We start from the raw sequence: 23,291 nt of genomic DNA on the forward strand, positions 1-23,291 counted from the left end.
GGTTGAACCATGTCACTTATCAGAATGTGTAAGGGAGAGGATGAAATGGCTAGTTTAAGTTTAAACTTATTGTTGCTTGCTTTTTTTGCTTATTTAGCAGCAACAGTGTGTTTTGCTTTTTCACTTCATAGACGGAGAAATTCAGAGGAGCAAGTGATGGCTGTGACGAAATCTGGTCGATTTGGCTGGATATTGAGTGTGGTTGGCTTGTTGTGCGCGCTTGCTTATTTTGTCATACGCTGGTCTGTCGCTGGACATGTACCCGTAAGTAATATGTTTGAGTATATGACGTTTCTTGGTATGATGATGAGTTTGGCCTTTATGATTATTTATTTGATCTATCCAAGTCGTGCAGATGTCATTGGGATGTTTGCCATGCCGACAGTCATGTTACTCATTGTGTATGCATCAACGTTTAGCACCGATATTTCTCCACTCGTCCCATCTTTACAAATGCCGATGTTTTTAAAGCTACACATTATGACAACGGCACTAGGTCAAGGATTGTTGGCAATTGGTTTTGCGGCGGGTCTTGCCTATTTAATTCGTTCTTTAGATTTAAGGGCAACGGGTTGGAAGCCGCGTGTACTTGAAGTAATTATGTACGGTCTGATGTCTTTAGTAGGCTACATTGTGATTACGTATATGTTTTCAGGTTTTGGTTATGAAGTTTCTTTTAACTATGTCGACCAGAATGGCGAACAAGCGGCAGCGCCTATGGTTTACCATCTACCGGCATTGATTGGACCAAATGAGGGACAATTGTTAACGGAAGGTGCGCTTTCTCCGTGGATATCTGTTCCAGGAAATATTGTTTCTAGCGACTTGAATTCGGTAATTTGGGCATTTTTTACAGGATTTATCCTTTATTGGGTGCTCCGGCTCATTTTACGAAAAAGACTCTCACTTGCGTTGCAGCCGTTGTTAAAGGCGGTTAGCCCTCAATCAGTTGATGAATTAAGTTACCGGGCAGTGGCGATTGGCTTCCCTATTTTTGCACTTGGTGGTCTTGTCTTTGCGATGATCTGGGCGCAAATTTCTTGGTCGAGATATTGGGGATGGGACCCGAAAGAAGTTTGGGCACTTGTGACATTTTTATTTTATGCCGTGTATTTACATTTGCGTCTCTCTAAAGGGTGGCATGGTGAAAAATCGGCTTGGCTTTGTGTGATTGGTTTTGCTATCATTATGTTTAACTTAGTTTTTGTTAATTTGGTCATTGCAGGGCTACATTCTTATGCAGCGTAGGGAATGCTTAGATGGTTAAGGGCAGACACTAGATGCTGTAGGGAAAAAGGAGGCAAAAAGATGACACAGCAACCAAAAATTTTAGTTGTTGATGATGAAGGACGCATTCGACGTTTACTCAAAATGTATTTAGAGCGTGAAGGATACGATGTGGTTGATGCAAGTAACGGCGAGGATGCCCTTACCGAAGCGTTAAATGGAGCGTATGATTTGATTTTACTTGATGTGATGATGCCCGGAATGGATGGGATTGAGGTGTGTCGCACACTCCGTAAGACGAAGGCAACACCAGTGATGATGTTAACAGCAAAAGGTGAAGAGGCCAATCGTGTGCAAGGGTTTGAGGTGGGTGCAGATGACTACATTGTAAAGCCATTTAGCCCAAGAGAAGTCGTATTACGTGTGAAGGCGCTGCTTCGCCGCGCCTCTGCAACACGCTTTTTGCAAACTGAGCCGCAAACAAAAAACGTGCTTGTGTTCGGTCCGTTGACCATTGATGATGATGCACATCGTGTCACGGTTGACGGAGAAGTGCTTAATTTAACACCAAAAGAGTATGAGCTGTTGCTTTATTTAGCACAGTCTCCGGACAAAGTTTTTTCACGGGAACAGTTGTTAAAGGATGTATGGCATTATGAGTTTTTTGGTGATTTGCGGACAGTGGATACACACGTGAAGCGGCTGCGTGAAAAACTAACGCGTATTTCCCCTGACTTTTCAGCAATGATTTCAACGGTCTGGGGCGTCGGGTACAAGTTTGAGGTAATCCGGGCGTAATGTTGTGGCAAAGTGTTGTTGGGAAGTTATGGTTCACAATTTTATTGCTCGTTACAGTCGTTTTAACGATTTTAATGGTGATGTTACTTCGTTTCTTTGAGACCTTTAATTTAGAAGAGGCAGAAGCACGTCTCAGTAATTATGCAACAATGGTCACTTCAACTTATGAGGCACATCGCGAGGAGTCATCACCGTATCGTTACTTAGAAAATATGAGCGAGTCACTTGCGGTGGATATCGTCATTGTAGAGGAAGGTCAAAAGCGTTGGAGTACGAAACGGTACCGAGCGCAAGAACGGCAATTGAATGTGACGGATGCCTGGGCGAGAAAAGTGCTTGAAGATGGCGAAACAGTTGTGACTGAGGTCCATACATCTACGGCTGCTACAGATGATGCTGATATTATGTTAGCAGGTGTTCCTTTAGGAGAAAAGGCACCTGCTCAAAGTGGTATTTTTTTATACCAGCCACTTGCAGCGGTGGAGGCAGCGTCACAGGAGACGAAGCAAATCATTTATTTTTCAGCAGCAATTGCGCTTATTTTAACAACTGTCTTTGCTTTTTTCTTGTCGACTCGAATTACGGCGCCGTTAAGAAAAATGCGGCAAGCTGCACTAGAAGTTGCACAAGGAAAGTTTCATACAAAGGTGCCTATTTTGACTCATGATGAAATCGGTCAATTGGCGATTGCGTTTAACCGTATGCGGCGCGAGCTCAATTATAATATGATGGCATTGAACCAAGAAAAAGAACAGCTCGCACATATTTTGTTAAGTATGGCAGATGGTGTCATTACGTTGGATCGGCGCGGTGAGATTTTATTAACAAATCCGCCAGCGGAGAGAATGTTATCTGTGTTGTTTTATGAAGAGCAAACAACGATGAACGACAAACAAACATTGCCAGCAATCCTCATGCCGTTATTTCGTCACGTTGTGTCAGCTGAAACAGAGCAATTAATGGAACAGAATGTACAAGGGCGGAGTATGGCGCTTTTAATGGCACCACTTTATGAAAAAGAAACAGTTCGTGGCGCAGTGGCTGTGATTCGTGATGTGACAGAAGAACGACGCCATGATAAACTACGCAAAGATTTTATTGCGAACGTTTCGCATGAGTTGCGAACACCGATTTCCATGTTACAAGGGTATAGTGAGGCAATGATTGATGGTGTAATGGAGACAGAGGGGGAGCGGCAAGAAGCTGCCCAAATTATTTATGATGAGTCACTTAGAATGGGGCGTCTTGTTCATGATTTACTGGACCTTGCGCGGATGGAAGCAGATCATATTACTTTGAATAAAGAAACCGTTGAGATCAATATCTATTTGGAAAAGGTCGTCCGGAAGTTTGTAAGTTATGCAAAAGAGCGTGGCGTTCATGTCTTTTTAACAGGTGTTGTTTCTGGACGGAAGATGGACATTGACCCTGATCGTATTGAGCAAGTATTAACCAATCTTATTCATAATGCCATCCGGCATACACGTGCGGGAGGAAGTGTCGAAGTGCGGTATGAATGGGATCATCTCCGCGATCGTATAAGTGTCATTGATACAGGCACGGGTATCCCAGAAGAAGATTTGCCTTATGTGTTTGAGCGTTTTTACAAAGCAGACAAAGCGCGGACCCGTGATCAAGGAGGGACGGGTCTTGGGTTAGCGATTGCAAAACACCTTGTTGAAGCACATGGGGGAGAAATTTCGGTTCAAAGCAAAGTGAGCGAAGGAACGGTCTTTTATTTCACTTTGCCTCGCAACCAAGCGGAGGATGATACATATGTATAAGAAAATGTTGCCCATGTTGTGTGTCATGCTCCTTGTCGGATGTGCCCCCCCTGTAAATGAGACGACGCAACAAACTGAGGATATAGTGCCGACGGTTTCTTTTAAACCTGAGGCGTCCATATTTCCATTCACGGCTCGTGATGCAACTGGAGAAGTATTAAACCTCCCTGAGCGCCCTAAGCGCGTTGTATCGCTTGCGCCGGTAAACACGGAAATTGTTTATGCGCTAGGAGCGGGCGAGACGCTTGTTGGGCGACATGCATATGATGATTATCCAGCTGAAGTGAGTGATGTGCCTGTTGTGACGTCAAATGTCGGTATGTCTATTAATGTAGAGGAAATTATTGCTTTAGAACCGGATGTGGTTTTGGCTCATGCCTCTTATGTAACATCAGCGCTATCTCAGTTAAGGAAAATGGATATCCCAGTATACGTCGTTTCGGAAGCGCAGTCTATTTCTGAGACATATGACATCATTTGGGGTATTGCTCAATTACTTGATCGGCAAAAAGAAGCACTTCGCATTTGCGAGGAGATGAATGATGATTTTCGTGCGCTCTCTATGCAAGCAGCAGAATTGACACCAGAAAGGCGAAAAAAGGTGTTATATGAAGTAGACAGTGTACATTTGTTTGTTGCGGGATCGTCTTCATTTATTACAGAGTTACTGTCTATCATTGGCGCGGATAATGTGACCAATGAACTCGATTTAACAGCATCCTTTCCTCAACTAAGTGAAGAGGCACTCCTTACGCTTAATCCCGATGTGATCGTCACTACCGGAGAGGTGTTACAAGTGACAAATCGAAAAAGTTTTGCTGATATACGAGCTGTAAAGGAGAACCGTGTGTATCAAGTTGAACAACAAGATGTATTAAGTCGAACAGGTCCTCGGTTACCGGAAGGAGCGAAAGCGCTTGGACAGCTCATTTATCCTGAAATCTTTGCGCAGTAAGCGCGTACTTTCCTATACAGGTGTTTTTTTGCTGATGCTTTTGACGATGTGGATGGGCGTGTGTTTCGGAAGCGTGATGCTACCGGTGAAGGAAGTGGTCATGATTTTGGGACAAGTTGGGTTAGGATTGCCGTTAGAGGCGTCATTTGACACGACTGATGTGCAAATCGTTATAAACGTCCGATTGCCGCGTGTGGTTCTTGCTTTTCTCGTCGGTGCTGCTTTGGCGCTTGCTGGGGCAGCGTTTCAAGGATTGCTGCAAAACCCGCTCGCTGATCCATACACATTAGGGGTATCTTCTGGTGCAGCGCTCGGGTCTGTTTTGTTTATTCTGTTTGGTGGTGCACTAGCCAGTGTGTGGGTTGCACCGCTTGTTTCTATTGTCGCAGCACTTGTAACATTGTTTTTGGTGTTATTTTTAGCACGCTGCATGACAAGTTCACTTACAATGGAGACAGTCATTTTAATCGGTGTCATTGTCAGTGCGTTTTTAAGTGCGCACCTTACGCTTTTAATGGCGCTGTCACACGGTGAATTGAAACAGGTTGTATATTGGTTGATGGGTAGTGTTGGTATGAGAGGGTGGTCTCACGTTGGGCTAATCCTTCCTTTTTTTCTTATTGGCACAATGATGTTATGGTGCTCGCGCCATGCGCTCAATGCTTTTATGTATGGTGAGCGTACAGCCCAGTATGTTGGTGTGGCAATAAAGAAGCATAAATATAATATGTTCATTGCTGCGACAATGTTAGCAGGAAGCGCCGTCGCTGTTGCTGGCACAATTGGTTTTGTTGGGTTAGTGATTCCGCACATCGTTCGCACATTGGTAGGAAGCGATCATCGACATGTACTATCAATGTCTCTCATGCTAGGGGGGACCTTTTTAGTGTTTACTGATTTCATTGCTCGGATGGTCGTCATGCCAAGTGAGCTGCCTCTCGGTGTGGTGACGGCGATGATTGGTGCACCGTTGTTTGCGCTACTACTATATCGACACCATAAACGAAAAAAAGAGGGGGCACACTCGTGTTAGTCGTGGAGCATTTAACTGTGCAGTTAGCTGGGCATCGCGTGTTAACAGACGTTTCTCTTTCAGTACAAAAAGGAAAAATGGTCGGTGTGCTAGGACAAAATGGGAGCGGGAAAACAACCTTGCTCCGGGCGATAGCGGGCGATTATAAAGTGAGTTCCGGTTCTATTTTGATTGAAGGACAAGCGTCTCAAATGCTGTCTCCTAAGAATCGGGCAAGGAAATTGGCTGTTTGCATGCAAAATCATCACGTGCCGTTGCATGTGACAGTACAAGAAGCAGTGAAGCTTGGACGATATCCTTACGATCATGGCTGGTTTTCTCGTCGTTCCAAAAGAGATGATGACATCGTCGAACGAGTAATGAGAGACACAGATACAATTGAGTTAGCAAATCGTTTAATCGGGCAATTAAGTGGCGGAGAACAAAAACGTGTTTGGCTTGCTCAATCGTTGGCGCAAGAACCATCATTGTTATTGCTAGATGAGCCGACAAATCATTTAGATATTGCCCAACAAGTGGCTTTCATGAATCATTTACATAAACTGCAGCAAGAGCGTGAACTTACGGTCGTGATCGTGCTTCATGATGTGAACATGATGAGTTTATACTGTGATGAATGGGTGCTTTTGAAGCAGGGACAAGTACTTGGAACAGGCGCGGTAACGAACCTTACTGAATCGTTGTTACACGAAGCATACGGGGTGCGTTTTACTGAATCGCTCGTCCCTCCTCTCGGTAAAAAGCAATTTACAATCTGTCCCTGAGGAAAAATGATGTATACCGTTCGCAGTCTTTTCATAAGCTCATACAGCAAGATCATAAGTGTATATGTGAAAAATGCACCAATGACGTGTGCGGAAGGGGGACGTTATGACCGCATGGCTGGATTTTGTGCGGAGAATGTCAATCGCATTCATTTTGGCGCTGGCAATAGGCATCTTGTTTGTAGGTGTATTAAAAGTATCTGTTTCAGATGAAAGGTTGTCGCTGGAACGACAGTAAATGATAGCACTCTCTCCTCGATTGATGGCTCTTTTTTAAAGGGCTGTTCATACATAGTTTAAAAAACCGTTGCACACCCTAAAGGGGCAACGGTTTTTTATGAGGAGGAAACAAAGTGTCCTTGTTTTTAGAGTACAGTTGGGTATTACTCGTATTAGTTTGTTTGGAAGGCATTTTGGCTGCGGATAACGCCATTGTATTAGCAATGGTTGTGCGTCATTTACCTGAGAAACAGCGTAAAAAAGCACTTTTTTACGGGTTAGCCGGTGCCTTTTTGTTCAGATTTGCATCACTATTTTTTATTTCTTGGCTCGTAGATGTGTGGCAAGTTCAAGCAGTCGGTGCCATTTATTTATTGTATTTGTCAATTCACTACTTGTACCGAAAATGGGTGAAGCACAAGACACGTAGTGCAAAGGCAGTAAAAGCGCCGTTAAGTTTTTGGAAAACGGTCTTGAAAGTGGAACTTGCTGACTTTGCTTTTGCAGTCGATTCGATTTTAGCAGCTGTTGCGCTTGCGATGACTTTGCCAGCGACAAACTGGGGGAATGTGGGGCAGTTAGATGGTGCCCAGTTTGCAGTCGTGTTGACAGGTGGACTCATAGGGATCATCATTATGCGATTTGCAGCTGGAAAGTTTATTATACTGTTAGAAAAAAGACCGAGCTTGGAGACGGCGGCTTATTTAATTGTTGGTTGGGTCGGAGTAAAACTTGCTGTCTTTACACTTGCTCACCCAGACTTAGGTGTTCTCCCAACACATTTCCCAGAATCAACATTATGGAAAACAATATTTTGGACGGTATTTTTACTTATCGTCATTGTGTATTGGGTGAAGTCAAATAAAGATAAACCAGCGCCAAAGCAATACAGCAATGAATAGAAGTAGTAACTATTTATGTTGACAATTGTTGAACGCGGACTTTTGGATTTGAATGGACGCACTTGGACAACCGTCATAGGCATCTAACATACCCGATACGAAAGGCGCAGGTACAGCGATGGTTCCACGATTGTTGTCAATGGTCACATATGCTAACCCTTCGTCGTTGTAATCAAATACTTGCGGGGCTGAGAGAGCGCAAGCACCGCAGGCGATACATGTGTCCATGTCTACCATTGGATAATATTGATCGTCGGCGTCGGCCATATCATTAACCCCCGTTCCTTTTCGTTTGTTTGTTTCACGATGCGCACATTTCTTATATTGTACCGTGGAACCTTTCCTGGTGCAATTGCGCACGCGTGTAGTAATATTTGGTACAATAGACATAAAAGGTCGACTGGGGGAGGTCTTGTGCGAGCGCAATGCATATTATGGATCATGTTAAGTTTTCGGGGAGAACGATCTTTATCGGCCGTTTATCATTTGTTGCAAGGGAAGAGGTCTATTCAAACCATTTACGATGCACACTTGTTTCAATTGCAACGATATTTTGGTCTGTTCCCTCAGTTATCGCGAAACATCTTGGATAATCACTTGCAAGTATTGGAACAACAAGGGTACATACAAATGAAAGAAAATGATTACACCTTAACGGAAAAAGGACACACATATACCATGTCGTGGCGTCTAGCGCATCCTTACATAGATACGATTGACAACTGGCGTTTCGGACATTTAGAACGTACTTTTTGGCAGCGGTTGGTGTTGTTATGCCAATCATTGTCGCACCTTGCACTGCACAAATCATTTGTGCCTATTGTACAAACATTTTCTGTGCAACGTTTTGTGAAAGGTTACATTCGGTCTTCAAGTAAGACGGTCGATGATTTGTGTAAACAACTATATGAAGAATGTTTTACACTTTTGTCACAGGTAGCGACTTTGCAAGCAGAGCTATTTGTGCGGCAACTATCTTCTGCGCACCACATTGGTGCGACATTAGAGCAATTGGCTCATTTGTATGGAAAGCCTGTGGACGAGCTGTTTGTGCGCCATAAAAGTACATGTCACTTCATCTTAAAACATGTATTGGCAAATAAACATGAATACCCAAGTTTGTCACGCTTAATCACAGAAGAAGATATGCAGCTACCCATGGCAACATCTACTGAAAAAACAGCCGAGCTCTTAGAAAAGGGCTTATCTATTCGTGAAGTTGCACATCAACGTCGTTTAAAGGTCACCACAATTGAAGATCATGTGGTGGCGCTTGCACTATTAAATGCGTCCTTTCCGATTGATTGCTATGTTGTACGTGAGAAACAGGAGCAAATTCTTCGTGTAAGTGAATTAGAGAAGACGCTTAAATTAAAAACCATTCGACAAGCACTTAATGAAAAAGTAAGCTATTTTGAAATCCGACTTGCACTAACGAGAAAGGAGGGGCATTCATGCTCACACGAGCTTTAAAAGAGAAATTTGGTCACGAAACATTCAAGCAAGGTCAGCGTGAGATTATTGAGGCGCTAATGGCGGGGCATGATGTGTTAGCCGTCTTACCAACAGGTCGGGGAAAGTCACTCTGTTATCAGTTGCCAGCTTTGTTACTTGACGGTTTGACCATTGTTGTTTCTCCGTTGCTATCGTTAATGGAGGACCAAGTGCAACAATTAAAAAAGAATGGGATTCGGCGTGTTGCTGCATTAAATAGTTTCACAGATCAACAGGAACGTCAAGTGATCTTGACTCAGTTATCGCAATTAAAGCTATTGTATGCTTCTCCTGAGATGCTACAGTCAAAAACTGTACGAAAGGCACTAAAACAAACGCACATTGCCATGTTTGTTGTTGATGAGGCGCATTGTATTTCTCATTGGGGGCATGATTTTCGGCCGGACTATTTGCGCCTATGTCAAGTGCGGGCTGATGTTGGCTCGCCCCGTTGCTTAGCAATGACTGCGACGGCACCTCCACGGGTTCAAAAAGATGTGATGCAACAACTCCGACTCGAGAATCCCCGCTGTTTTATAGAAAGTGTGAACCGCGAGAATATTTTTTTGAACATCGAAGTGGTTGCTTCAGCAGGAGAAAAAGTGTCACGCATCGAACAGTGTGTTAGTTACTACCCGTCTCCTGGAATTATTTATGTTCATAGCCGTAATCAAGCAATACAGTTGTGCCATCATTTACGCGAAATCTATCCAACAAAAAATATTGCCGCTTATCACGGTGGGATGGAACAAACAGACAGGTTGCTTGTCCAACAACAATTTATGCATGACCAACTCGATCTGATTTGTGCGACAAATGCCTTTGGGATGGGATTGAACAAAGATGATGTTCGTTATGTCGTACACGTACACTACCCACTTGATTTTGCAGCATACGTCCAAGAAATTGGGCGTGCGGGACGTGACGGGCAACCGGCAATGGCATTGTTTTTGGTAACCGCTACGGATGATGAGCAAGCAATCCAATTATTAAAGCAAGGACAAATGAAGGAAAAAGAACTTGCATGGGTACTTGCGTCTCTTACCCCCGGAAAAGTTTTTGATGAGACAAAGTTAGAAGAACGAGTGAAACATCTAGGCTATGATCATACACGTGCAATTGTTTATTTGCTTGAACATTGGGGTGCTGTGTTAGAAGGTTTCGTAACGACAACGTTTTCCAGTAGCGTGTTAGCCACAAAGATCAGTGCGTATTTTCAAAAACGTTATGAAGAACGACGCTTGCGCTTACGTTCAATAGTCAATTATGTGGAGGAGCAAAATACTTGTCGACGGCATATGTTGTTGCGCTATTTTCAAGAGCGTCCGAAAAAGCAAGCGCCGTGCTGTGATGTATGTGGTCTATTACCTGAAATCGTGAAAGCAAATGACCATGTTCCGCAAGTGGCGGCAACACAATCATGGCAGACGCAATTAGCGCAATTATTTGTTGTAAACGAGAGGGGAACTAAAAGCACATGTCGTTAAGTCGTGAACAGCTACAACAACTTCCAAACCGAGAATTGTATATGAGCGTATATCTTTCTCAGGCATTCATGCTTAGTGTAGCACTCGGTATAAGCGCATTGTTTGGTAATGGGATACAAAAAGGGATTAGTCAATTGACATGGCATTGGCATGATGGGTTATGGCAAGGAGCTAGCTTTGCAATCATTGTGCTGATCATAAATTTGTTATTATATCGGGTTGTTCCTGCACGATGGCTAGATGATGGGGGAATTAATGACCGTGTTTTCCGATCAATGGGGATTTGTCATATGGTCTTTTTTTGTCTCGTTGTTGCGATTGTAGAGGAATGGTTGTTTCGTGGCGTATTACAGCCGCTTGTAGGTTTGCCTGTTGCGAGTATATGCTTTGCACTCGTACATGTTCGTTATATAAAGAAGCCAATATTGTTTTTTTATACGCTACTGCTAAGTATAGCACTTGGATTGCTATACGAAGGTACAGGAAACTTTTGTAGTGTCGTTGTTGCCCACTTCTTAATTAATTTTTTGTTGGGGGTATTTTTACGCAAAAGTGCAAAGCGCCGTGTCATCGGTGTATAAGTTCTAATGAAAGGCGCCACTGCGTAAGTTTGTAGTACGAGCGGTTGGGTCGGGTCGTTTAAAAATTGATCAGTGTTTAATCCTTATACATAGGAGGGGATGATGGTGGAAGAGCGGTCTGCATCATTACAAGTCCTCATTAGTGAACTGATTGAACGAAAAGAAGGTTGGGAACGATTGAAACAAAAAAAACAGCGGACAGTGGTTGTCATGCTGTTATCAATCATTTGCTTAGTTTTTTTAATTAGCCGTACAGTGACCCTTCGCTCTTTGCCACATGAAGAATTGTTTGCTTCGCCACTCAGAATGATGTTGTGTGGTGTCATGATTGGGTCTATCCTACTTTTCACGTCGATCGGGAAAAAGCTTGATGAGCAAGAAGAGACTTTTGAGTCGTTGCGACAAGAGTTTATTGAGCGAGGTGAAGAATTATTTCCAGCCAACTACACAAATCAAGAGCGGGAGGCCCTTCTTGCTCGAATGAAGCAATCTTATGATATTAATTTATACCATTATCATTAGCAGCATGAAGCCCGCCCAATAAGTAGTAGATCACATGATGCTCGCGTCATGCGTCCTCTTCTGATGAGTCATCTCTTTTGTTTGCGCGATAACGTAAAAATTCAAGGTGCTCTCGTAGTAGGTTTGCTTCATCTGTTGTGAGAGCTTCCTCATATAAAAAGGGTGGCGTAGGATGCTCAACACGACCAAGTAAATAATCAGTAGTGACACCAAATACGTTTGCCAAATCATTTAACGTGTCAGTGTCAGGTGTGCGGTTGCCTGTTTCATAGCCTGAAATCGATACTTTTGTTACATTGACGCGCGCGCCTAATTCCGCTTGCGTAAGTTGATGCTTTTTGCGCAATGCGCGTAAGCGACCTGGGATAATAGCCATATAGACAATCCTTTCCTTTGTTTAATAAATGTTGCTCAAAAGGACATTGAAAATGGTTCTAAGTGAAAAAATGTGTTGTGCACTCATTATAGTTTAACAAATAGCTAACGTAAATACTGTTAACTAAATAGATACAAAAGCATGTACAAACAAAAAGATTGACGGTATACTGTTATTAACTGCAAGTTAATAACAGTTGAGGTGATTTGTGATGTGGTCAGAGTTGAAAAGAATACGTTTACAACATAAAATGACGTTAAAAGATGTTGCGCAAGCAATTGGCGTAAGCACGCCGTTTTATTGGCAAATAGAAAATAGAAAAAGAGGGTTATCATATGAAGTTGCCTATAAAATCTCGACAGTGTTTTCGCTTTATCCGGATGATATTTTTTTGCAAACAGTGAAACAGGAGAACCAACACAATCCGTGATTTGTTTTTAACAGTAGAGGGCGCATGCAGCGGTAAAACTGCTTTTTTAAGGAAGTAAGAAAGGCATCGGTCTAGAGACGGACGCTAAAACCCATCTTTGGATCGGTGCAGTGTCTTTTCGTTCTTGTTAAAGTAAAAGAAGCCTATCATCATCATGCAAGGTGTATAAATGATAAAGTTTTTATAAAGAATAAAGAAAAGTATAGGCGCGAATAGGAAAAAGCTGTATAGTGATGAATAAGCCACTGCTTGTTTTTATGAAACATTGCTATTATATGCTGTTCATATTCTTACAAGAGAAAAGAGGCTAGACGATGAATATTGCTATTTTTACTGATACGTACTTCCCGCAAATTAGTGGTGTTGCTGCTTCAATCGCAACGCTAGAAAAAGAGTTAACAAATACTGGACATCAAGTGTATATTTTCACGTCAACCGATCGATCAGCAGATTTGGCTGAAGAAGAAGGGAAAGTATTTCGTTTCCCAAGCCTTGGGGCATGGTTTGTACCTGAAAGACGGTTGGCTTATGCAGGAATGAGGAAAGCTTCGCGCTTAATGGAGACGCTTGAGATTGACTTGGTTCACACGCATACAGAGTTTTCAATGGGACTGTTAGGGAAATATGTCGCGAATAAACATAATGTGCCTTTTGTCCACACGTACCATACGATGTATGAAGATTATTTGCACTACATTGCAAAGGGAAAACTATTGACGCCGAAATTTGTTGGAAAGCTAACAAAGTATTTTTGTAAAGGGGCCAGTCTTGTCATTGCGCCAACAGATAAAGTAAGAAGGAAGTTAATTAGTTATGGTGTAGAAGAACCAATTAAAACGATTCCGACAGGCATTTCTTTTAAGCAATTTAGACGCACAGAAACAAGTATTCAGCAAGTGTGCAAAATAAAGGAAACACTCCATATTAATACAGGGGACAAAGTGGTTGTGTCAATTGGTCGCATGGCTGAAGAAAAAAACATGCAAGCCATTATCCGTGCATTGCCAAACTGGCTGGCGTTTGACCCGACAATTAAGCTTGTTATGGTTGGAGACGGTCCTGTACGTGAATCTTTAGAGGCACTTGCGCGTGCACAAGGTGTTCATCATGCAGTACGATTTGTTGGTGCAGTGAATTGGGACCAAGTGCAGTATTATTACCACATTGGAGATGTGTTTGTGAGTGCATCAACGACAGAGGCACAGGGTTTAACATATATTGAAGCAATTGCTTCCGGTTGTATTGTTGTGGCCAAAGAGGATCAAAGTGTCGCCAATTTGTTAATGGATGGACAAACAGGGTTCCTTTTCCGAACAGATGAAGATTTAGGTCCGTTATTGCGTGAAGTATTTGCACGACCTCAGCAGCTCAAGCAAGTACGTCAGGCAGCAAAGAAACACATTCAGCCGTTGTCGGCGGAAGCATTTGGTCAAACAATTGTATCAATGTATAGGGCATGTATGAATGCACACCGGACAAGCACGAGGTTTTCATCTGGACCACTGTCTATTTTCTATCGAAAAGAGCGATCATCATGATAAAACTAACGATGCTATCTTCAGCAGAAAAAGTGAAAGGACAAGGGGTGGCTTCTGCGTATCGTGAGCTTCTGACTTTAATGGAGCAACAGGTAGGCATGTATGATTTGAAGGTCAACCAATTTGATTCGTGTGACATTACCCATTACCATACGATTGACTTTCGCTTTTACCTGTCGACATTTTTTCGCCGCCGGCGTGGAGTGAAAGTAGGATATGTTCACTTTTTGCCGGAAACGGTAGATGAGAGCTTAAAATTGCCAGCACCAATTCGGGCAATTTTTTATAAGTACGTGGTTGCTTTTTACCAACGGATGGATCATCTTGTTGTCGTAAATCCGACTTTTATTCCTAAGCTCGAGGCGTTGGGTATCGCGAAAGAGAAGGTGCATTATATCCCTAACTTTGTTTCTAAAAAAATGTTTAAGGAAGAGCCAGAAGAAGTCCGATGGGCATTACGAGAAAAGCATGAAATTAGTAAAGAAGCGTTTGTAGTAGTAGGTGCGGGACAAGTACAGCACCGTAAAGGTATTTTAGACTTTGTAGAGGTCGCAAAACAATTACCTCATATACAATTTATTTGGGTCGGTGGTTTTTCATTTGGGAAAATCACAGCGGGGTACGAACAGTTAAAAGCGATTGTAGATCACCCGCCTGCGAATGTTCGTTTTACGGGAATTGTTGATCGAGAGACAATGGGGGCATACTATAATTTATCAGATATGTTGTTTTTGCCATCTTTTAACGAGTTGTTCCCAATGACCATCTTGGAAGCAATGAGTTGTGGCACACCCATCTTACTCAGAGACTTAGATTTGTATCAAGACATTTTGTTTGATTATTATTATCAAGCTTCCTCTGTTCCTACGTTCGTAGAGATGATTGAAAACATGCGTACGGATCGTGATTTTTACGAGCAAGCTTGTCAAGCAGCGCGCCGAGGTGCGTACCATTACTCAGAAGATCGCCTTGCGGAAGTGTGGAATGATTTTTATGCTCGTATGGCGTCAATAAAGAAGGTTCCCGTGTATGAACAATGATCGAAAGCTCTTTTTGCAGCTCAGCTTCTTTCTACTCATTGGGGGAGGCTGTGCCCTTTTTTTATTTAGAAATATTGATATGTCTTTATTAAAGACGGGCTTTTTTAAAGCAAATTTGTGGTGGTTATTACTAGCATTTTTGTTGTTTGTTTTGACGTGGGTGTTAGAAGCAATGGTGTTGGCGTTCATGGCAAAAGCCAACCGTGCGCAGCTTTCATTTTCAGACTACTTTCAAACAACTATGTTAGGGCTGTTATTTAATCAGATTACACCTCTTGCTTCAGGGGGTCAGCCAGCGCAATTATACTTATTGACGAAAAAAGGTGTTGAAGGCGGGCGAGCAAGTTCGATCTTAATGATTAAGTTTATTGTGTTCCAAGTCGTTCTTGTGCTTGCATTCGGGTCCATTTTGTTTGCAGGTTATGATGTATTGGCAGGCGCTTTGCCAAAGATGAAAGGGCTTGTATTAATTGGTTTTGTCATTCATTTATGTATCATCGTATTTTTATTTATCGTAGCACTGAACCAGAGACTAGCGATGTTTTTAGTGCGCCTCATTTTACGACCCATTCGTTTATTTAATCGGGAAAAAGAAGCGAGGTGGCGTGCCTCCCTTGCTATATCTGTCACTCAGTTTCATCAAGAGAGTCATCGGTTGCTAAAGGATAAATGGTTGTTATTTCGCTCGTCTGTTGTAACATTAATACAAATCCTCATTCTTTTTAGCATCCCATACTTTATTTTCCAGGCATTCTCAGTGCAACAATTGACATTGTTTGTCAGTAGCATTTATCATGCTTTCATTATGATTTTTTCAACAGTCGTTCCAACCCCAGGTGGAAGTGGGGCAGCAGAGTATACATTTAAGGAAATGTTTCATCCGTATATGGGTCCGGAAACGTTGTTGTTGTCGATGCTATTTTGGCGCTTATTTACGGCTTACACAGCAGTGATTGTTGGTTTGTTCTATTCAATGCGGATGACGAATAAGCCCAAGCTAAAACAAGGTGCACCTATTCGAGGTGAGAAGAAGTAAGTAAACGATAGTTACTGAGCGTGAATAAACGCTTTGAAAGCAGTAAGGTGTATGTTATAATGTGGGAGTGAAATGGGTTCGTTATGATGCCTGATTGATCTGGCTTCTTTTTTGTGATGAGTATAGAAGTCAGACAGTATAGGTGTGAGACTTCGTTGTCAAGGAGTGAAAGAAATGAGCGGTTCGCAGTTACTAGCCATTTTAGGAATTGGTTTGACAGCGGTTGCGTTGGCAGTTGTCATGGCAATTTTATTGTTAAAGACGTCTGAGCAATCGAAATAAGACATAATTGTCGGAGCAGATGGGTTTTTCAACCCATCTTTTTACGCGATTTGTCACAAAATATGGACCGTTTTGAGGAAGGTGCTATAATGTTAGATGAATTATTCAAAAAGTTAGAATTTTTATTTCCGGAGATGGTGGCGTTACGAAGAGCATTTCACGAAGAGCCCGAACTTGGTTACGAAGAAGTAGCTACTCCTGCGAAGATTGCGCAATATTTAACTGAAGTCGGTGTCGATGTACGTATAGGCGTGGGTGGACGTGGTGTTGTTGGGGTGATTCGTGGTACGCGACCGGGAAAAACAGTGGCATTACGGGCAGATTTTGATGCGCTACCAATTCAAGAAGAGACAGGGTTGTCGTTCGCTTCAAAAGTGTCAGGAAAAATGCATGCTTGTGGTCATGACGGGCATACAGCAACGTTACTTGTATTAGCGAAAGTATTTATGACAATGAAGGATCACTTGTGTGGTTCGGTTGTACTTATTCATCAATTTGCGGAGGAGCTTGCCCCTGGAGGCGCGATTGCAATGATTAAAGATGGCTGTCTTGAGGGGGTAGATGCGATTTTTGGTACACATTTGTGGAGTCCTTTGCCAGTCGGGAAAATTGGTTATTGTTACGGACCCTTTATGGCAGCTGCAGATCGTTTTGACATTCAAATTCAAGGAAAAGGGGGACACGGGGCAGCGCCACATGAAACGGTTGATGCCGTTGTCGTCGCCTCATCGGTGGTCCTTCAGTTACAACAAATTATGAGTCGCAACGTTGATCCGCAAGACGCTGCAGTATTATCTATTGCCTCTTTTCAGGCGGGAGGCGCTTTTAACGTTATTAGTGACACAGCGACGCTTTCAGGAACGGTTCGTACGTTTTGTTCGAACGTACAGACACATATTGTACAGCGGATGGAACAAATCATCAAAGGGGTATGTGAGGCAGCTGGAGCGACTTATACGTTCTCATATGAACGGGGTCATCAGGCGGTTGTGAATGACGATCGTGAGACGAAGCGTTTCGCCGAAGTCGCACAAACAATTAGTGACCCTGAAAATGTAGAGGAAATCAAACCTGTAATGGGTGGAGAAGATTTCGCGTATTACTTGCAGCGTGTACCCGGAACGTTCTTTTTTACAGGGGCTGGAAACGAGGAAAAGGGGATCGTTTACCCACACCATCACCCGAAGTTCGATTTTGATGAAGACGCCATGCTCATTGCAGCAAAACATTTGGGGGCAGTGGCATTGGCGTTTTTACATGATGAGTGGTGACAATACGAGACATATGATTGCTGTCTACATGTTGATTCTTTGCATCTCAAACTTTAGATTTTTAAAGTTGAGATGCTTTATTTTATTAGTCATGTTGAAATAGTCAAACGCACCCTCCACTTCTTTTTCTGTAATAAAAGACGGAAAATGACATAAATCAGCATAATCCAGCTTAAACAGATGTTTTTTGATTGACTGGGACACAAAAATCTATGGGACTTTTGGACCATCTTTTTTTAATAAATTTAAATGAAGCACGTATGATTTATTTCGTCTATCTACATAAATCAAGGTGAGAAAAGAATGACACCCTAATATTTGTCATACATATAGGTCGTTTTTGTAGAGAAATAGAGGAAAGAATATTCTCATATATTGACGAACTGCAATTGACAAATTCCAGCAACATTTCTTAATCTTTACCTATATACTAGGGAAACCAGCTTTTAGCTGGATGTCATGGATGATTTCTTTTGAAGGGGGGAAGGTGGTTCGGGAATCATTTGTGTCGTAAATCAAGGAGGGGAAGCTTTTGAAACGTATGTATTGGCGAAAGAAGTCATTTGGTATTGCTGCCACGTTGCTGATGGTCGCGTCACTTGTGACACCGAGCGTTTCCCAGGCAACAACGAAAGGAAACGTGCACGAATCACTTCGAGATACTGTGCAACTTGCGGAGGAGAAACTGAACGATCGGTTACTAAAGCAGTTCAAAGATGATGACACTGTGACGTTTCTTGTGAAGTTTCGTGACAAGGCGGATGCAATGGAGGTGGCAAGTGAAGCACAAGCATCAGCACAAAAACAAGATCTTTCCCCACAAAAAGCAACCTTTGTGCAACGTTCTGCTGTCATTGCAGAATTAAAAGAAACGGCGACTGTTTCTCAGCAAGACGTTCGAGCGTTTGTTGAGGCTGAGAAAGAAAAAGGAACGGTGAAAGATTTCCGTTCTTATCATATTGTCAATGGGATGGCGGTGACTGCGCCGAAATCTGTTGCGGAAAAAATCGCTACATTCTCGGAAGTGGAAAAGATTCTTCCGAATGAAGAACGTCAGTTACACGAGACCGTTGTAGAAGATGTGGATGTGCCGGAATCAACAATTGAAAATGTTGAGTGGAACATTGAACGTGTTGGTGCGCCGGATGTATGGGACATGGGCATTGATGGGGCAGGCGTTGTTGTTGCCAGCATTGATACAGGTGTACAATGGGATCATCCTGCGTTAAAAGAGAAATATCGTGGATATGATACGGCTTCTGGAGAAGTTAACCATGATTTTAACTTTTTTGACTCAACCTCTGCTGGTCGAGATGAGGCTTACGATGACCAAGGTCACGGGACACATGTAACAGGCACAATGGTTGGTAGTGAACCAAATGGAGCCAACCAAGTTGGCGTGGCACCGGGTGCTAAATGGATCGCGGTCAAAGCATTTGGACCAACTGGTGGTGCAACAGACCAAGACTTGCTGAACGCGGCGGAATGGATTTTAGCGCCAACCGATTCAGAAGGCAATGCGCGTGCAGACTTGGCACCGGATATCGTCAACAATTCTTGGGGTGGCGGTTCTGGTTTAGATGAATGGTATCGTGATGTTGTGATCAACTGGCGTGCGGCCGAAATTTTCCCTGAATTTTCAGCTGGAAATGGTAGCCCTAGCCCAGGTTCCATCTCTGTACCAGCCAATTACCCAGAATCATTTGCGACTGGTGCAACAGATGTGAATGACGCAATTGCAAACTTTTCACTACGAGGTCCATCTCCATATGGAGAATTGAAGCCAAACATTTCGGCACCTGGGGTCAATATTCGTTCAGCTGTACCGGGTAGTCGTTATGAAGGCGGCTGGAACGGGACTTCAATGTCTGGTCCAGCGGTATCTGGTGTTGCTGCATTGGTGAAGCAAGCAAATGCGAGTCTCACTGTCGATGATTTGGAAGAAGTGCTGACGAGCACAGCGACACCGTTGACAGATAATCAATATCCAGAAGCACCGAACCATGCGTATGGCCATGGGCTTGTCAATGCATATGAAGCAGTGACAGCAGTAGCGGACGGTATTGGTATTGTGCAAGGACATGTGTTGGAAGAAGGCGAGGATGTTGAGCCACCGACGTATGAGCACGAGTCCCCTGCCGAAACATATGCAGGTATGGACTTGGATTTGGAGATCTCTGTAGCGGATAACATTGCGATCACTTCCGTTGTACTCGTTTATACAGACGAAGAGGGCAATGAACAAACGGAGAGCGCAGAACGTGTATCAGGAAATTATCAATCAGGAAATTATCGGGCAACTGTGCCGGGTGAGGCAGTGACTGGAGAGTCCTTTACGTATCATTGGGTTGTGACTGACTACGGTAACAATGAAGTCGTGTCAGAAGACTTCACGGTTGCAGTATCTCCGGGAATCACCATCGGATATACGCAAGATTTTGAGACAAATCCAACTGGTTGGACGTCATTTGGCGAGCAAAATAGTTGGGCATGGGGTGAACCTACCTCTGGACCAGGTGCTGCTGCTTCAGGAGACAATGTGTATGCAACCAATTTAGGCGGCAATTATGACAACAACATGAATGCAACGCTTGTGATGCCTCCGATTGATTTGCCTGAAGGAAATGCATACTTACAGTTCAAACGGTGGTATGACTTGGAAAATAATTACGATTACGGGCATGTGTTTATTTCGACGGATCGAGAGTCTTGGACACAACTTGCACGTATGAATGGTACGACAAGTGGTTGGGAATCAGCGGAAGTTGATTTGTCAGATTATAGCGGTCAACGTGTGTACATTGGCTTTAATTTGACGTCAGACTTTAGCATTGTTCGTTCAGGGCTGTATATTGATGATGTGGCGCTCGTCGATACATCTCGTGGCCCGTCAACCAGCCTTCGTGGAGAAGATAAAAACAAAAGAGCTGATGTGGCTCGTCATCATTTAGGGATCACAAAAGCAACTGTTGATCCAGATAAGATTGTTCCAGCTTTAGACAAAGAAAAAGATGCGCCAGTAGACAAAGGTGCGCATCCATCTGCTCTACCAGTTGGTGCACAAGTGAGTGTCGTTGAGACGGGACGCTCAACGAATACAAACCCTGCAAATGGTGCTTACTCGCTTTCACACGCAGCAGGTGATTATACGCTGAAAGCAGAGGCGTATGGATATGAGCCAGCTGAGCAACCAGTAGAGATCGTTGATGGTGAGACAACAGAGGTCAACTTTATGTTGCAAAAGATGGGACAATATGCCATTAACGGGCAAGTGGTTGATGCAGAGACAGGCGATGCCATTGAGGGTGCAACAGTATCTGTGGTGGAAGATGCCAATATTGCGCCTCGGGAAACAGGAGAAGACGGAACGTTTAACCTCACTGCGGATGAAGGTGTGTATACACTGAGCGTTGTTGCGCCAGGGTATGAGCGTCAAACAGTTGAAGTCGACTTGACTGAAAATGTTGACCTTACCATTGAGCTTTCGCCAACTGAGACAATTCCAGCTGATGAAATCGGTTATGACGATGGCACACCAGAAAATGCCCGCGCATTTTATGAAAGCGGCAACGGCTGGGCTGTGAAAATGTCTCTTGCAGAAGGAAAATCGTCTGCGCTTGTCACAGATGGACTTTTCCGCTTCTGGGATACAGAATGGCCAGTGCCAGGTGGCACAGATTTTGCTGTTGAAGTTTGGGATGCGAATGGTACAAATGGTTTGCCAGGAGAGAAGTTGGCTGGACCATTTGAAGCAGAAGCACTACGTGATGGTTCATGGACAACGGTTGACCTCTCTGAACATGAGATCGAAGTGTCGGGTGACTTCTATATGGTGTATATCCAAACAGCAGCGCATCCGAACGCGCCAGGGCTTGCGACAGACGAGAATGGTCCATTGTCTGAGCGAAGCTATCAGTATATTGATGAAGAGTGGTCACAAACGCCTGAATATGAAGGCAACTATATGATTCGCGCCCGCGTTTCTTATGAAGATGCTGGTCCACTAGAGGCACCAGTGTTGACGTCTCCAGCAGAGGACGTCTTAACGAATGATCCAGCGTTGACAGTCAAAGGAACGACGGATCCGGAAACAACGATCAAGCTTGAGAATAATGGTGAAGCTGTTGACACAGTTGAAGCAAATGAAGAGGGATCATTTGAGATTCCAATGACGTTGTCAGAAGGTGCAAATGAGCTCAAAGCGATTGCAATCGTGAACGGCAATGCTGCGGCGACATCTGATGTGATCACAGTGACACTTGACACAGAAGCACCAGACTTGACAATTGATAGCCCGCAAGATGGCGAAAAGTCAAATCGGGAAACGGTCGTTGTTGAGGGAACGGTCTCAGACGCTAACCTTGACTATGTCGAGGTGAATGGGCAGCGTGCGAATGTCACGGACGGCAACTATTCAAAACGCATTTTGGTTGAAAACGGTCAAAATGACATTACCGTCGTTGCCCGTGATCTAGCAGGAAATGAAGCGACAAAGCATGTGACCATTGATGTGAAGTATGACGCCCCAGTGATTGAGAACTTAACGCCAACAGAAGATAAAGTGCTCAATGCAGGTGAAACGGTGAAAATTGAATTTGATAGTGAACCAGGCTTGAGCGCAAGCTTTATCATTCACTTGCCGTTAACAAACATCACGTCTACAAATGCGACAGCACTGCCAATGGCAGAAACAACACCAGGGAAGTATGTGGGCTACTACACGGCAACGAGCAATGTTGTTGCGGATGGTGCAGTGATTGAAGTGAAGGCTGCAGATTCATACGGAAATGAGTCACGCCAAGAAGCCACTGGAAAGCTATTCATTAATGTAGAGTAGCTTGAGGTAGCAAGAAGATAGTATGAGAAATATTGCACGGAGGAGCTTTACGGCTCTTCCGTGTATTTTTTGTTCACAAGAATTGACGTGCGAATGTTCAATGTCTTTTCTCCTTATCTATCAGGCAACAGCCTGTTTTGCGCACGTTTTGAGCCGATGTAGATATACTTAGAATAAGGGCAAGATAGATGCTAGTTTTCTTGGAAAATAAGTAGATGAAAGGAGCACCCTCTGACAGGGGGAAATACAATTAGTATCATGAAGATAGGCGAATTACCTTAACTAATTGTGACATGGATAGTTAACTATGCGGTATGTAGTTTGAGGGGAATATTTATGAAGAGGAAAGGTGTCTGTGTTTCTCCTTATTTTTATTAATGTATTATGAGAAAGAACTTTTCTGAAAAATGATCCCCCACTCTAGGCGACAAAAAGCGAAGTGGGGGAATGAAGTACAGTCTCCTTTGCTTGAACAGTATTCCTGATAAGTTACTTATAAATACGCAGCGCCAACGATGATGAGTAGAATGAACAACACAATAATAAAAGCGAATCCCCCTTGGTTTCCACAACTCATGATTCAATCCCTCCTTGTATCATGTAGTCGAAGCATAAGCAAGTCATTTGCCTTGCTCATTTATAGCGTATGCAACATGAGTAAAAGCGGACTAGGCATTTTACCTAGTTTTACATCAGAGGTTGCTGGACGGATCGT

At 43.3% G+C, this 23,291-nt stretch carries 21 protein-coding genes; 18 read left to right on the forward strand and 3 right to left on the reverse strand.

Annotation, left to right across the window (positions count from 1 at the left end; all coding sequences use genetic code 11):
• The first annotated feature begins 45 nt into the window (after positions 1-45).
• The 8 genes from ccsB (at position 46) to BLT29_RS09595 (ending at position 7,682) form a co-directional block, all read left to right on the forward strand.
• The gene (ccsB, locus tag BLT29_RS09565; protein WP_090776103.1) at positions 46-1,248 is read left to right on the forward strand and encodes a c-type cytochrome biogenesis protein CcsB; all 1,203 of its coding nucleotides are present in this window, start codon (positions 46-48) and stop codon (positions 1,246-1,248) included.
• 60 nt (positions 1,249-1,308) lie between these two features.
• Complete coding sequence (locus BLT29_RS09570; protein WP_090776104.1) at positions 1,309-2,025, forward strand: response regulator transcription factor; 717 nt, start codon at positions 1,309-1,311, stop codon at positions 2,023-2,025.
• Positions 2,025-3,809, forward strand: a complete 1,785-nt coding sequence (locus BLT29_RS09575; RefSeq protein WP_090776105.1) for an ATP-binding protein — start codon at positions 2,025-2,027, stop codon at positions 3,807-3,809. Before BLT29_RS09570 ends, BLT29_RS09575 begins: the two co-directional genes overlap by 1 nt.
• Positions 3,802-4,764 carry an ABC transporter substrate-binding protein gene (locus tag BLT29_RS09580; protein WP_176763880.1) on the forward strand — a complete coding sequence of 321 codons (963 nt, stop codon included), beginning with the start codon at positions 3,802-3,804 and terminating at the stop codon, positions 4,762-4,764. The genes BLT29_RS09575 and BLT29_RS09580 overlap by 8 nt, the downstream gene beginning before the upstream one ends.
• Before the next feature lie 34 nt (positions 4,765-4,798).
• The gene (locus tag BLT29_RS09585; protein WP_090776180.1) at positions 4,799-5,797 is read left to right on the forward strand and encodes a FecCD family ABC transporter permease; all 999 of its coding nucleotides are present in this window, start codon (positions 4,799-4,801) and stop codon (positions 5,795-5,797) included.
• Complete coding sequence (locus BLT29_RS09590) at positions 5,791-6,561, forward strand: ABC transporter ATP-binding protein (RefSeq protein WP_090776107.1); 771 nt, start codon at positions 5,791-5,793, stop codon at positions 6,559-6,561. Before BLT29_RS09585 ends, BLT29_RS09590 begins: the two co-directional genes overlap by 7 nt.
• Positions 6,562-6,667: 106 nt before the next feature.
• Positions 6,668-6,799 carry a hypothetical protein gene (locus tag BLT29_RS13910; protein WP_281241412.1) on the forward strand — a complete coding sequence of 44 codons (132 nt, stop codon included), beginning with the start codon at positions 6,668-6,670 and terminating at the stop codon, positions 6,797-6,799.
• Between the two features lie 115 nt (positions 6,800-6,914).
• Positions 6,915-7,682, forward strand: a complete 768-nt coding sequence (locus BLT29_RS09595) for a TerC family protein (protein ID WP_090776108.1) — start codon at positions 6,915-6,917, stop codon at positions 7,680-7,682.
• A gap of 9 nt (positions 7,683-7,691) precedes the next feature.
• Here the strand turns inward: BLT29_RS09595 and BLT29_RS09600 are convergent, their stop codons facing one another.
• A complete protein-coding gene (locus BLT29_RS09600) occupies positions 7,692-7,949 on the reverse strand; it encodes a ferredoxin (RefSeq protein WP_090776109.1) in 258 nt (85 codons plus the stop codon).
• A gap of 147 nt (positions 7,950-8,096) precedes the next feature.
• On the opposite strand from BLT29_RS09600, the gene BLT29_RS09605 reads away from it, so the two are divergent.
• The 4 genes from BLT29_RS09605 to BLT29_RS09620 all read left to right on the forward strand — a co-directional run bounded on the left by BLT29_RS09605 (position 8,097) and on the right by BLT29_RS09620 (position 11,766).
• Positions 8,097-9,155: a YpbB family protein gene (locus BLT29_RS09605; RefSeq protein WP_176763881.1), complete on the forward strand. Its 1,059-nt coding sequence runs from the start codon at positions 8,097-8,099 to the stop codon at positions 9,153-9,155.
• Positions 9,137-10,663: a RecQ family ATP-dependent DNA helicase gene (locus BLT29_RS09610; RefSeq protein WP_090776111.1), complete on the forward strand. Its 1,527-nt coding sequence runs from the start codon at positions 9,137-9,139 to the stop codon at positions 10,661-10,663. Before BLT29_RS09605 ends, BLT29_RS09610 begins: the two co-directional genes overlap by 19 nt.
• A complete protein-coding gene (locus tag BLT29_RS09615; protein WP_090776112.1) occupies positions 10,654-11,244 on the forward strand; it encodes a CPBP family intramembrane glutamic endopeptidase in 591 nt (196 codons plus the stop codon). Before BLT29_RS09610 ends, BLT29_RS09615 begins: the two co-directional genes overlap by 10 nt.
• Before the next feature lie 105 nt (positions 11,245-11,349).
• Entirely contained in the window at positions 11,350-11,766 is a 417-nt protein-coding gene (locus tag BLT29_RS09620; RefSeq protein WP_176763882.1) for a DUF2663 family protein, read from the forward strand.
• A 46-nt stretch (positions 11,767-11,812) separates the two neighbouring features.
• Here BLT29_RS09620 and BLT29_RS09625 read toward each other — a convergent pair whose 3' ends face one another.
• Complete coding sequence (locus BLT29_RS09625) at positions 11,813-12,142, reverse strand: helix-turn-helix domain-containing protein (protein WP_090776114.1); 330 nt, start codon at positions 12,140-12,142, stop codon at positions 11,813-11,815.
• Positions 12,143-12,353: 211 nt separating this feature from the next.
• On the opposite strand from BLT29_RS09625, the gene BLT29_RS09630 reads away from it, so the two are divergent.
• From BLT29_RS09630 to BLT29_RS09660, 6 genes are all read left to right on the forward strand, one after another.
• Complete coding sequence (locus tag BLT29_RS09630; protein WP_090776115.1) at positions 12,354-12,572, forward strand: helix-turn-helix transcriptional regulator; 219 nt, start codon at positions 12,354-12,356, stop codon at positions 12,570-12,572.
• 314 nt (positions 12,573-12,886) lie between these two features.
• Positions 12,887-14,110: a glycosyltransferase family 4 protein gene (locus tag BLT29_RS09635; RefSeq protein WP_090776116.1), complete on the forward strand. Its 1,224-nt coding sequence runs from the start codon at positions 12,887-12,889 to the stop codon at positions 14,108-14,110.
• Entirely contained in the window at positions 14,107-15,150 is a 1,044-nt protein-coding gene (locus BLT29_RS09640) for a glycosyltransferase family 4 protein (protein WP_090776117.1), read from the forward strand. The genes BLT29_RS09635 and BLT29_RS09640 overlap by 4 nt, the downstream gene beginning before the upstream one ends.
• A complete protein-coding gene (locus tag BLT29_RS09645) occupies positions 15,140-16,186 on the forward strand; it encodes a lysylphosphatidylglycerol synthase transmembrane domain-containing protein (protein WP_090776118.1) in 1,047 nt (348 codons plus the stop codon). The genes BLT29_RS09640 and BLT29_RS09645 overlap by 11 nt, the downstream gene beginning before the upstream one ends.
• A gap of 371 nt (positions 16,187-16,557) precedes the next feature.
• Complete coding sequence (locus tag BLT29_RS09650; RefSeq protein WP_090776119.1) at positions 16,558-17,739, forward strand: amidohydrolase; 1,182 nt, start codon at positions 16,558-16,560, stop codon at positions 17,737-17,739.
• Between the two features lie 541 nt (positions 17,740-18,280).
• Positions 18,281-22,576, forward strand: a complete 4,296-nt coding sequence (locus BLT29_RS09660; protein WP_090776181.1) for a S8 family peptidase — start codon at positions 18,281-18,283, stop codon at positions 22,574-22,576.
• 493 nt (positions 22,577-23,069) lie between these two features.
• Here BLT29_RS09660 and BLT29_RS09665 read toward each other — a convergent pair whose 3' ends face one another.
• Positions 23,070-23,153, reverse strand: coding sequence for a YjcZ family sporulation protein (locus BLT29_RS09665; RefSeq protein WP_090776121.1), 84 nt, complete (start codon positions 23,151-23,153; stop codon positions 23,070-23,072).
• Positions 23,154-23,291 lie beyond the last annotated feature (138 nt).

The sequence above is a fragment of the Shouchella lonarensis genome (genome assembly GCF_900096965.1).
GTDB lineage: Bacteria > Bacillota > Bacilli > Bacillales > Bacillaceae_D > Shouchella > Shouchella lonarensis.